We start from the raw sequence: 12,395 nt of genomic DNA, 5'->3' as shown, positions 1-12,395 counted from the left end.
ATGTGATAGCTCAACTCTACCAACTATACGTTGCGCTTAACGTATATTGCTCACCGCGCCCAGGTGTACCTGGTATTTCTTCAAACGACTCATCCCATAAGTTATCTGCCGCTAAGGTGATAAATAAATTACTCAACTGTGGCGGGGTTATTTTAAGCGTTAGTTGGGTAAATAACGCGTTGTCACTGCCGTTTCTAAGTGCATTTTTGTGTTGTGTACGCCATTCGTTATCTATTCTAAATTCTAAAATATCAGTTGGGTTGTACACAGCGCCAAGTGTTAAACGGTGATCAGGAAAGTTTAACGCGTAAAAGCTGGCATCAATATCGGCTGCGCCGTAGTTTTCTGATTTATGTAAATACGTGTAGCTTGCTATAAGTTTTGCTGTATCAAAGTGCTTAGTCGCTAAAAATTCAACCCCAGCTGTATCAATATCAACCGGGTTTGCAAAGCGCGCTGATGTTGAATCAAAATTAAAGGTCCAATCGGTTAAGTTATTATCTTTTCGATAAAAAATAGCCGAATTTAACTGCCAGCTTTGTTCTTCAAGCAATAACCCTAACTCTAAGTTTGAAGTGGTTTCGCGCTCAAGATTGTAATTACTTCTAAATAATCCCCCAGAATCGCTGCCGCCAATGGCTGTGTAGCCTGCAACTTGGCTCGCCTGCGCGTATGATAAATAAATAGTTTGCGCTGTGCCGTCACTATTTTGGGTGTTTAAGGTTATATCACCAATAGCTGATACTTCAGCATTATCACGATTTGTATCGTCAAACGCAGCACCTAAACGAAATGTAAGTTGTTTATTATCCTCAAGCGCCATTTTGTATTCAGGCAATACGCTTAATTTATAATACTTACGAGAGGTAAAGTTGTTTTCAAGTGTGGTTGATTCAATCGAGTCATCAATAAATTGTGCAGAGTAATTTATTGCCAGTGCATCACTTTGTGCATGACGACCCGAAAGTCCAAGCGATTTAACTTCACTTTTATGAAAAGCTTCAAATGCACTAGGATTTTCGCGCGAGTAAATATAGTGATCGTCATGGGTACGATAATAAGCAGATACTTCAAAGTTGCTGTTATCAGCGTAGTTTTGCTTGTGATTAAGCATCCAAAGACGGGTTTCTAAATCTTCAGTTTCGTTAACGCCAAAAGGGGTGTACAAGTTAGGCCAGCCAAAAAACTTATCTTGTGAGCCAAAAAACAAATCTGTTTGGCTGTGCTCGCTTGCTAATTGCACGCGAGCGGAGGCGCGCGAGAAGTCATGATCGCCATTATCAATGGTGCCATCACTTTGCGAATGAGAATACTCACCTTCAAAGCCCAGAGTATAGTTAGCTAAGCTATCAAGTTGTGTGTTTTTAGCAGCGTGAATACTTTGCAGATTAAAGTCGTTTGTACCAGTACCAAGGGATACACTACCGCCAGTAATAATCGGTTTCCAACCAAATGAAACCGTTCCTACAGAGCTATTCATACCGTAAAGTGCGTTATCGGCACCGGTTAAAGCATCTGGGCCGCTTAGCATTTGCGGTGCAATGGGTATTTCAGCAAAATAATGCCCAGATTGCGGGTCAAGCAGGGTAGCGCTTCCTACTCTAAAGCCGGTGTTTTCAAAAATCCCACCGCGAATAGTTACATCAGCTTGCGCCTCAGCCATATTACGCGATTGAAGATCAACACGTGGGTCGTACTCTAAATTAGAAATAGGCGAGTCGAATGTACCTACAGGCAGTTTATTCGCAGTAGGTGAAGCTTCAACGGTTATCTGTTCGATTGTTGACTCATCAGATAGCGTATTAGCATTAGCAAATGCAGTCACGCTGCATAATATTGCAGGTATTATAAGGTGTGGTGTGCGATTCATGTGTTTCTCATCATTTTTTATTTGTAGCTGCGGTTACAATTAATTTCAAAGCTTATATTTGAGCATGATAAAATAACTAAATGTAACAGCAGTCATTTTGTGCGCGATTGTACATTAATTTGTTAATAACTGCATTTGATAACCATTTACGTAATACCGACTTTATTAAAAACATGATCATCCTATCGCATTAAATAGCGCACTCACTGCGTTAAAAATTATTTATATAGAACAACTATATGTCATAATTTTCGCCTTGTTATTGCGCTATTTTCTTGGCGCTATAATAGAACACTATTTTAATGCAATCGGTATAATTACTTATTAGGTAACATTTATAATGGATACTAAAGAATATAATACTATTTACTTTGCTGGTGGCTGCCTGTGGGGCGTGCAAGAGTTTTTAAAGCACTTACCTGGTGTAATAAGTACTGAAGCAGGGCGGGCTAATGGAAAAAATGATAATACACAAGGCGATTACGATGGTTATGCCGAATGCGTAAAGGTCATTTTTGATTTAAAAGCGGTTAGCTTAAACGAGCTATTTGGCTTCTTTTTTGAAATTATTGACCCGTATAGCATTAATAAACAAGGGGATGACGTAGGCCCTAAATATCGCACTGCCATTTATAGCAAAAGCCAAGATCATTTAAAGGTTGCTAGCAATTATATAAGCCAGCGAAGTGATGCGGATAAAATTGTAGTAGGAGTAGAGCTGCTAACTAACTACGTGCCAAGCGATCCTGAGCATCAAGACCGACTAACTAATCACCCTGATGATTACTGCCATATACCGCTTGAGTTATTGCATAAGTATAAATCGTAAATTTAACACGGTGTTTTTTTGTAGACGTGCAGCTTGCTGACGTGACGAGCGCAGCTCGTAATTTAAGATGGAATATAGCGCTATAAAGTAATTAGAAGCTATCGCTTCTCGCGCAAGCAAGCTTAGCGCCTACAGGTAAAGTTTAATCCGGTATTTTGTAGACGTGCAGCTTGCTGACGTGATGAGCGCAGCTCATAATTATTTAAACCTGAAGTCCCAAAAATACACACCCACAAAAAAGCTCACGTACTGTGAGCTTTTTTAAAACTTACTTATAGCTAATTTTAACTTACTGCTGCTTTTGCGGCGGGAAGTTACTTAATATTTCGCTCACTGTTTTGTTAATTGATGCTTCACGTTGTTCTGGCGATTGGTTTTTCTTTAATCGGCCTTCTTTTGCGCCGCGCCATACTAGCTGGTTAGATTCACGATCCACAATATCAATAATCAGTGTGCCCACTTCGTATTCACGCGCGGTTGTATCACGTTGAAAACCAGTACCCCAATAACCCCAATGCGGGCGGTAGTTTACATTAAATGTATCTACTTCAAGCTCTTTATCTACCGATGCATGATAGTTAACAAGTACATCAGCATTTGCTGCATCAACTAAGCTCATACCTAGTTTTTGGCTCAGTTCTGCGTTAACGGCAGTGCGAACACGTTTTTCCATTAGGCCATTAATTTGGTAATTATTTGTGTCTTTAGTTAGGCTGGCGTTTTCTACCCAAGCAAATGTTTTAAAATTACTAAAGTTGGCTGATTTATCGTAATCCCAATCAGGGGTTTGTGTACAGGCTGTAAGTAGTGCTAGCGCTGCAACAATAAGTATATTTTTCATTACGTTTGCTCCAATAAAATGCATTAATTTAAAATAACACACATAGTTTAAATGTGTATTATTTAAACGTCCTATATTTTAGTTTAGTTGGTTTGCCTTAACGGCCAATTAATTGTGTTCAACTTCAATCCAATCTTTTTCATCTACCCAGTTTTGTGCACCGTCTTTTACCGAGCGAATAGGCACAATGTAGTCACAACTTATTTGCGGCTTAACTGAGGCAAATATAGGCACAAAACCAAAGCTTAGTGCGGTTTCTATAATCGCTTTTTGATTTTGTGGGTCAATGTCGGCCGCTTCATCTATATAAATTGGTATACGGTATAGGTTTTGTTCCTGATCGCTTAATAAGTAACGAATAAACAACATGCCACATAATAACTTAATCGTAATACGTGTGCCGTTTGAACCCGCCGAATCTATTTTTTCAAAGTGTTCGGTTTCACCTGCGCGGTTAACTACTTCAAATCGAATATCAAATAAATCGGTAAGTGTTAAGCCCGCTTTATCTGATGCGAGTTTAATTAAGTGATCTTTCGCTTCGTTTACCGCACTTTCGCTGTACGGTTCTTGGCTCAGTAAATCAAGCGTGTCACCTTGCTCAAACTGATGCGACGTGCTGATAATGGTATCTATACTATCAACCAGCATTTTGCGCGGTATTACGTTAATTTTAAACGCTTGCAGGTTTGAAATACGGTGCTGGCTTATGCCTTTATTAAAGCTGTTCATTTCGCGGCGAAGGCGGTCTAAATCTTCTCGCAAGCCTTTAATAGTTGCAGCCACTTCGGTAAGCGCAACGCGTGCTTGGCGTTCAACAGCATCGCGTTCGTTATCAATATTATGAAAGGCGCTTATTAGCTTTTGGTATTTAGTATATTCGTCGTTTTCGTTGTCGAATTTAGTAATACCCGCGTTATATACATGCAAATAGGTATTACGTACGTTTATGTCAAAATTACGCAGCTCTTGGCAGTCTTTATTAAAGTGATGAACAAGGTCGCTTAAGTTATCAAAGTCGACTGTAATATCAATCATATACGAGGTTACTTTACCGCTGTATAAATCAAGCGTGTGGTCAATTCGCTCGCTCTTAACTTGGCGTAAGCGCTCAGTTTGGCGATTAATTTGCTCTTGTTTCGATTTAATTAACGAGCGGCGATCGGCAATTGAGCCACTATTTTTTTGAATATCTTGCAGGTAGTCGTCAACTTGTTCGCGCTCAGCTAATAACTGCTCTTTTAGCATGGCTTGCGCTTCAACCGATTGCTGCATTACATCAAACTGCTCTAAGCGTTTTAGGGCGCTCTCTGCACTCATAAGCTCATCGTATAACGCGTCTTTTTCTTTTTGCTTGTCGGCAACGTTTGCAGCAACATCGCGCTGTTGCTTAAACTCTTTAAGTGAATGCTCAAGTGCATTTAACTGAGCGGTTAATTGCTCTTTGTTTTCGCCGCTTTGCATTTGCACAGGCGAGAGCTTTTTAAGCTTAATGCTCGCACCTGGTAGCGTTAATACGCCGCCTTTAACGTTTTCACTTAATAGCGATAAAAATTCCCCAAATGCATCTTCATCATCAATGGTTATATCGCCATTAGTGGTGGTTGCAAACGAGAGAATATCAGGGTTTAAAATGCGCGATATTTCTTCTACTTCTTTTAACGAGAGGTCTTCGCGCATGCGGGTAAACAAATTAAATTCAAGATTTTTAAGTTGCAGCTTTAAGCTCTTAATTTGTTTTTGTGTTTCGCTGATGCGGTAGTCAAGCGTGTGCAGGCTTTGCCCTTGTGCGCTAGTTATAGAGTGCGAAAGCGACTCGTAATCTTGCTTTAACTGAGTCAGGCTGGTTTTAAGGGTGGCTTTATTTACTAATTCAAACTCGCTTTTAAGCGCATCGTAATCTAAAAACCACTGCTCAATTTGAGTTTGTCTGCGCTCTATATCACGCGATTGCTGTACGTATAGGCTTTGTTTTTGCTCAAACTCGTGTTTTTCGTGCTCTATATCTTCAAGGGCTATGGCAAGCTCAGAGAGTTGCGACTCTTGATAGGTATCAAAATCAATCAGTGCTTGGTCAATTTTAGGCGCGTATGCGGCTAATTTACCTTTAAGCACGGTTTGGTTTTCAAGCATTGATTCAAGCGCGGCTATTGGCTCTTGCATTGACTCAAGGGCTTTTAATTCGCGTTTTGAGCGATTTACTTTATCAAATGAGCGACGCCATACTTCATAAAAGTCGACTTTAGAGTTCGACATATGGCGTTCAAACACGCGTAGCATAAAGCGTTTTACGTCGCTGGCGCCTAATTTGTGTAAGTTAAGAATACGTCTAAATATTTCTTTATAAATAGAAGAGTCTTGTACATTATTTAGCGGGATCATTTTTAGGTTAATGTCGCCGTCAAAAGCCGTTGCGCCGCCAGTCAACAGCGCGTTTAACTCTTGTGCTTTTAACTCAATAGGGTTGTAGTTAAGCGATTTTAAATGGTTGAACAGCTTGGTAAATTTAATAATAGTTTTACCTTGCGTATACTGCTCTAAATCAAGCTTACCTTGATAACAAAAGTACTGATGCGCGTAACCGGCAATTTTACCAAGTCCTGCAACTCCAATTACTACCGAGCCATGAGGCAAGTTAGCTTCTAGTAAAATGTATGACTGATCGGATGAAAAATAAAATTTACGGGTTTCATCTAAATCGTGTCCGTCCCATTCTGTTAAGCGCAAATCGTTAATAAGCGGAAACTGCAGGGCGTTAATAACCGAGCTTTTACCTGTGTTATTGGGCGCGCAAATAGAGCTGCTTTTATCAAGCGGGATCACACATTTAGCATAGCCTGCGGTGTTAAGTAGGGCGAGTTTGCTTAGTCCGTATAGATTTTTCATTCCTCGTCCTCTGTTAAATAGGTTTCTTCGTTTACTTCCATGAGTGCATCTATGTAGCGGTGAATTGGCGCTTGCAGCATAAAGCCGCCTTCTACTTCACGGGCTAAACCTAAGCGCACCATGCGCAGGTATACATCTTTACGCAGGTCTGATCCCGAAAATATCTCAAGCTGATCAAACAAATGTTTGTTAATTTGCACCAGCGTTTGCATAAGCTCTAAATCGTTTACGTCGTCAAACAATGCGCGCATTGGGTCTTTACCCGTATTGGCGTAGTGCTCAATTAAAATGTAAATGGTGAGCGCGATAGCGCGAGATATTTTGCCCATATTTGGCGTGCTTTCGTCGCTACCAAAATAATAAAAGCCACGGCTGTCGTGTTTTAAATCGTTACCTAAAGCGGTAAATAGGGCGGTGTAGTCTTCTATGTGTTGGTCAAGCTCTTGCCACATTACGTTGTCTTGCTCGCAAATGTGATAACCCGCTACTAATTTTTTATTAATGGCTTGTAGATGGGTTAGCTCGTCTAAATTTATGTGTGTCATGGTTTATTTACCTGCCTTTGGATCTGGCTGAGGCTCTGAATTAAATGGATATAAAGAAAAGTGCTGACCGGCAATTTTTACGCGGGCTTTTTCATCGCTTTGAATTATTTTAATATCGCTGTCGCTGACTAATTTTTGATACAAAAATAGCATTTCGTCGGCATCGAGATCTGGGTAGCTTTCGTCTAAAAATTGCAGCAAGGGCTGCGGCTTTTTGCGTTTTTTATTAAAGCGCTTAGCAAAGCTGGTTTTAACATCGTTGTAGTCAGGAATATTAGGCGTAACAAATGCAGGCACGTCTTGCTGGTCAGGCAATTGGTATTCTTCGTGTTCAAATTCAACCAAGCTTGCCATATAAGCCACAATATGGCGTTGCTGACCAAGCGAATATCGCTGCGCGTCGCTTACAAAATGTGGTTGCACAGCACTTAGCATATTGTCTACGCCATTTTTACGTACAAGCCCAAGTACTTTGGCTGCTTGGCGAGTAATTAAGTTATTACGGCGAAGCTCCTCGCGCAGTGGCATAAGCATATCGGCACTTTTACGTAAGCTTTCTCGGCCCATTAAATGCATTTCGAGTATACGGGTACGTAATTGCTCCAGCATACGTTTATCGTTATACGCTTTACCTGAGCGCTCAATGTGCAGTATTTGCTTACTTATTTGCTCTTCAATGAGGGTAAAACACGCATGAAACTCACCACGAATATCAACCATTTCAAGCATTGGCTCTATGTATTCGTCAAAGGCTTCTATTACCGCTTTGTAACGCTTTTGCAGCGATTGCACTGCATTATTTGATTTGGCTTGTTCAACAATATTTAAAATAGCGTTTTCGTTGTGCGTATAGAGCTTCATTATTTTACGCACCCGATCATCCATAATGCGGCTGTAGCGGCGCAAATCGTCAAAGTCTTCTATTTCGCCAGCGTTATCTAGGCGGTTACCTAAACGTGCAAGGTCGTCGACTAATACGCTAATTTCTTGCGCTAAGCCTAAATGCTCTTCTTGCAGTAAAAACGTAGCAAAATCGGCAATAGCACGATTTATTTCAAGCTGAGAGGATTTAGCCAGTGGAATTAAAATATCTTGGTTTAACAAACGATTTGTTTCTTTATAAATGCGTTCGTTTGACCACGTAGGCTGCTTTTGCTTAATCGCGTTTTGTACGTCTTTTAGGCTAAAGTCAGCCATTTTAAAACGTTTAAATAATAGCTCTAATACACCCCAATGTTCGGTTATGGTGTTTAGCAGCTTTTTAGCTGGGATCATAAGGGGTTACAACATCCTAGTATTTTATTATTGAGTTCTTTTAGAAGACTCATTATTACGTATTTTTAATTAACCTTGTCTGTATATAGTATTCGTTTTTAAGACCATTTAATAATAGTTTTTGCATAGAGGCAGTGCTAAAATTCGCGCCGAAAATAGGCACATGAAATGGAATGTTATTTGTGTATTCTTTAAAACTATATCAAAGGTTGTTTAACTACCATGGTTTCCTCGATTATTCTAACCCTGATAGCGATTGCATTTTTACTGATCGTTATAGAAGATATAATCCATGTCAATAAAGCTAAAACCACGCTGTTTTTTGGTACGCTTTGCTGGATTCTTCTTTTTATATACCCTATACACGGGCAAAGCCCCGATACGATTCAACATCTTTTAAATGAAAATATTTTAGAAATTGCCTCATTATGGCTATTTTTAATGGCTGCAATGACCTTTGTAGCGTATTTAAATTCAAAGGGGTTTATAGAAAACATTGTGCACCGTGTTATGCCAAAAAGTATTAGCGAAAAAAAGCTCATGTTTTTGGTGGGTGGATTTGCATTTTTGTTTTCGTCGATTTCAGACAACGTAACAGCGACGCTTATATCGCTTGCGGTTGTTATGTCGTTAAAACTTGAACCTAAAAAGCTCATTAAATACGCCACGCTTATTGTGTTTGGGGTTAACTCAGGTGGGGTATCGCTAATAACAGGTGACGTAACCACACTGATGATATTTTTAGATGGCAAAGTAACCATTGCTCATTTATTACTACTTATAGCGCCAGCACTTGCAAGCGTTATGCTGCTTGCCGCGTTACTGTCTATAGGTATGAAAGGGCGTGTTGAGTTTGCTAGTGCAGGTAAAACCCGCATTGAAAAAACCGACATAACCATTGCTGTTATATTTTTATCTACCGTAGTGAGCACACTTACGTTGAGTGTAATTTACAGCGTACCGCCTTTATTAACCTTTTTGTTTGGCTTATCAGTGATGTTTTTAGTGGCGCAATTTTTAATGCGCAAAAAAGACATAAACAAAGACATAATCGATTTTGTTCGCGATATAGAATACGACACATTATTGTTTTTTGTAGGTGTACTTTTACTTGTTGGCGCACTTAAAGAAATTGGTATGTTGAGTAAATTTACCGACCTATACACGGTAATGGCACCAGAATACGCAAACTACTTAATGGGCATATTATCAGCAGGGGTCGATAACGTACCGCTTACCGCTGCATTATTAAAAGCCAATATAGTAATGAGCCAACAACACTGGTTGTCGTTTACGTATGCAACGGGCGTGGGCGGTTCAATGCTTATTATTGGTTCGGCTGCGGGCATTATTGCCATGAGTAAAGTTAAAGCGCTTACCTTTATGAGCTACTTGCGTTTATCGCTGCATTTATTAATTTGTTACACGGTTGGATATGCGGGCTCGTATTACATGGGCAGTTTTATTTAACTCATAAATTATTAAATGCTTGACAGCTAGACGTCTAAACGATAACTTTCAAAGCTCCGCTACTTAGTGGGGTTTTGTTTTATTAGCCACTGGTTAATAAAGCATTCAGAAGAGGTGCGATACTTAGGTACTTAATGTTAGGCGACGAAAGCCGATGATCATTAAGGAGGGAAGTACTCGCCGAGGAAAATAATGGTACGTCGTCATTGTTTTTCGGTTTATGGGGCTGAATCCTCAAAACTGTCACCAATATAGGTGGAGAGCTTCTGGCAGTGGACTTATCTTCAAGCATTCCTTTGCCAAGTTCTTCTTGTTTTATTGCGATTTGGATATCGCGAAAGGAGACTAAATGACTACCCAATCAGCGCCACAAACAGTGCCTCAAACAGAGTTAAGCGCAAAATCAGATTACATCGTTGCCAAGTTTGGCGGAACAAGTGTTGCAAACTTTGAAGCGATGAGTCGCTGTAGCGAAATTATTGTTGCAGATAAAAGCGTACGTATTGTTGCCGTGAGCGCTAGTGCCGGCGTAACTAACCACTTAGTTGCACTGTGCAAACCAAGTATTACCTCAAGTGTGCGCCAAGAACACATAAACGGCGTGCTTGCTATTCAACACACTATTTTAGATGAGTTATCGCTAGATGCCGATTTAGCGGTTGGCTTTAACGAAACCCTAAAAGCATTTCAAACATTGGCTCAAGAGTCACTAACAACCGATCAGCAACACGACGAGCTACTTAGCTTTGGTGAGCGTTTGTCGTCGTATTTGTTTGCACAAGTGCTGCGTTTACAAGGTTTAAATGCCGATCGATTTGATGTGCGCAAGGTGCTTAAAACCGACAGCCAATTTGGCAAAGCAACGCCTAATGTTGCAGCCACAGCGCAAGCTGCTAAAGAACATTTAATCCCGTTATTAGACGCTCAAGTAATTGTGACTCAGGGCTTTATTGGCAGTGACGAATACGGTCAAACAACAACGCTTGGACGTGGTGGTTCAGATTACAGCGCTGCACTTTTAGCTGAAGCAATTAACGCTAAAAGCGTGCATATTTGGACTGACGTAGTGGGTATTTTTAGCACCGACCCGCGTTTGTGTGCAAAAGCGACGCCTATTGCACGCTTAAGTTTTGACGAAGCCGCTGAAATGGCAACCTTTGGCGCAAAAGTATTGCACCCAGCGACTATTTTACCAGCGAGCCGTAGCCACATTAATGTGTTTGTTGGCTCTAGCCGCGAGCCTGAGCGTGGCGGTACATGGATTGAGCGCGAAAAATCGCAGCAACCAGGTATACGCGCAGTAACGCAACGTAAAAACCAAATTTTGCTTACGCTTAAAAGCCCAGAAATGCTCCTAGCAAGCGGCTTTTTAGCACGCGTGTTTACACTATTAAGTGAATACAATATATCGGTAGATTTGGTAACCACATCAGAAATCAGCGTAGCTATAACCCTTGATAACGCGCAAAACGCCTCGCGCCCAGAGCTTGATCAAGAATGCCTAGATAAGCTTGCAGAATTTTGCCATGTTTCGGTAGAAAACAACCTAACGCTGGTGGCACTTATTGGCTCTGAGATTCAATTACGCCAACACGAAATGAACTTAATGAGTGTACTAAAAGACTTTAACATTCGATTAATTTGCCACGGTGCTAGTAAGCATAACCTGTGCTTTTTAGTAGAGCAAACTGAGTCAGATAACGTAGTACAGTCTATTCATAGCCGTTTATTAGAAAATGATTTTGCTGCGTAAGTAATCGTTATTCAGGATAATCACCTAGTAAAGTTACCTAGTAAAATTAACTAGTAAAGTTACTTAACAAAATTAATTAATAAAGTCATTTAATAAAAAGCATCGCCAGTCGATGCTTTTTTTATGCACCACACTCACATCAAAACAAACATTGCTGTCACTGCTATCAGCTACAGTAAGGCTATTACTGCAAGCAATAAGCTTTGCACTATTTAATTCGTCAAACACATTGGGGCTAAGTAGTTGTGCAATAGGGCGGCTGGTGGCTTTAGCAAGTGACTCTTTTAATGTCCAAATTCTAAAAAACGTATCTGCTTGGGCTTGGGTATTAGTAGGCTCAGTGATAAGTGTAATTTCATCATTATGATAAAAATGCTTAGCGAGCTTTTCAAACGGGCGCTTTAGGCTTACTTTTTCAATATCAAAACCAAACTCACTTTTATCAAAATTTAGCGCGACCCCAACTAAACCATGCGAGTGCGAAATACAGGTATTTATAACATCACCACTCACATGTATTTGCAGCTTTGAGCTTGCCTCGTCAAATTCGGTACTCATTTTATTAAGCGCCACGTGCGCATGTTGCGGCTGCGCTACTCTAATAAGGTGTTTTAACAATAACCGCGTCGCTAAATACTCTTGCTTAGCTGGCGGGCTTTTACGGCGGTTTATAATGGTTAACTCAAATGGGCTTAAGCAATCGGGTAAATTAAAGTCACTAAGCTCAAGTGTTTTAGCATTAAATAATAAAATACTGTTACTCGCTAAAGATAAATTTGCCAATTGAGTTGAAGTAATACTCAAGGCGTTTTTAAAATAGTGTTCAGTCATAAAAGCCCTAAAGCAAAAGAAGTCGCTGATATTGTGAGCGGTTAACGCCACTAATAAAGGCTGGGTACAATTTTATTACTCAGCTGGCATGAAAT

Annotated in this window: 9 protein-coding genes and 1 riboswitch; of the genes, 3 read left to right on the top strand and 6 right to left on the bottom strand. The window is 40.3% G+C overall.

The genetic code is table 11. From position 1 onward, the window contains the following. Positions 1-16: 16 nt before the first annotated feature. Positions 17-1,870 (bottom strand): TonB-dependent receptor plug domain-containing protein, encoded by a 1,854-nt coding sequence (locus I6F10_RS04360; protein WP_197098497.1) that lies wholly within the window; start codon positions 1,868-1,870, stop codon positions 17-19. A 340-nt stretch (positions 1,871-2,210) separates the two neighbouring features. On the opposite strand from I6F10_RS04360, the gene I6F10_RS04355 reads away from it, so the two are divergent. Next, a complete protein-coding gene (locus I6F10_RS04355; protein WP_197098496.1) occupies positions 2,211-2,699 on the top strand; it encodes a peptide-methionine (S)-S-oxide reductase in 489 nt (162 codons plus the stop codon). A 289-nt stretch (positions 2,700-2,988) separates the two neighbouring features. Here I6F10_RS04355 and I6F10_RS04350 read toward each other — a convergent pair whose 3' ends face one another. The 4 genes from I6F10_RS04350 to I6F10_RS04335 all read right to left on the bottom strand — a co-directional run bounded on the left by I6F10_RS04350 (position 2,989) and on the right by I6F10_RS04335 (position 8,246). Next, a complete protein-coding gene (locus I6F10_RS04350; protein WP_197098495.1) occupies positions 2,989-3,540 on the bottom strand; it encodes a DUF4136 domain-containing protein in 552 nt (183 codons plus the stop codon). 108 nt (positions 3,541-3,648) lie between these two features. After that, positions 3,649-6,426: an ATPase gene (locus I6F10_RS04345; protein WP_197098494.1), complete on the bottom strand. Its 2,778-nt coding sequence runs from the start codon at positions 6,424-6,426 to the stop codon at positions 3,649-3,651. Next, positions 6,423-6,971, bottom strand: a complete 549-nt coding sequence (locus I6F10_RS04340; protein WP_033028737.1) for a condensin complex protein MksE — start codon at positions 6,969-6,971, stop codon at positions 6,423-6,425. The genes I6F10_RS04345 and I6F10_RS04340 overlap by 4 nt, the downstream gene beginning before the upstream one ends. A gap of 3 nt (positions 6,972-6,974) precedes the next feature. After that, complete coding sequence (locus I6F10_RS04335; RefSeq protein ID WP_024605890.1) at positions 6,975-8,246, bottom strand: hypothetical protein; 1,272 nt, start codon at positions 8,244-8,246, stop codon at positions 6,975-6,977. 222 nt (positions 8,247-8,468) lie between these two features. Here I6F10_RS04335 and nhaD point away from each other — a divergent pair, with 222 nt between their 5' ends. Beyond that, the gene (nhaD, locus tag I6F10_RS04330) at positions 8,469-9,716 is read left to right on the top strand and encodes a sodium:proton antiporter NhaD (RefSeq protein ID WP_197098493.1); all 1,248 of its coding nucleotides are present in this window, start codon (positions 8,469-8,471) and stop codon (positions 9,714-9,716) included. Positions 9,717-9,817: 101 nt separating this feature from the next. Further along, a riboswitch (Lysine riboswitch) is annotated at positions 9,818-9,990 on the top strand. Positions 9,991-10,065: 75 nt separating this feature from the next. Further along, positions 10,066-11,469: a lysine-sensitive aspartokinase 3 gene (gene lysC / locus I6F10_RS04325; protein WP_197098492.1), complete on the top strand. Its 1,404-nt coding sequence runs from the start codon at positions 10,066-10,068 to the stop codon at positions 11,467-11,469. 72 nt (positions 11,470-11,541) lie between these two features. On the opposite strand, the gene I6F10_RS04320 is transcribed toward lysC, so the two are convergent. After that, on the bottom strand, positions 11,542-12,300 hold the full coding sequence (locus tag I6F10_RS04320; RefSeq protein WP_197098491.1) for a 4'-phosphopantetheinyl transferase family protein: 759 nt from the start codon (positions 12,298-12,300) through the stop codon (positions 11,542-11,544). Positions 12,301-12,395: the final 95 nt, after the last annotated feature.

This window comes from Pseudoalteromonas sp. SWYJZ98, assembly GCF_015864495.1.
GTDB lineage: Bacteria > Pseudomonadota > Gammaproteobacteria > Enterobacterales > Alteromonadaceae > Pseudoalteromonas > Pseudoalteromonas distincta.
This window is presented reverse-complemented; position numbering and strand designations above follow the sequence as displayed.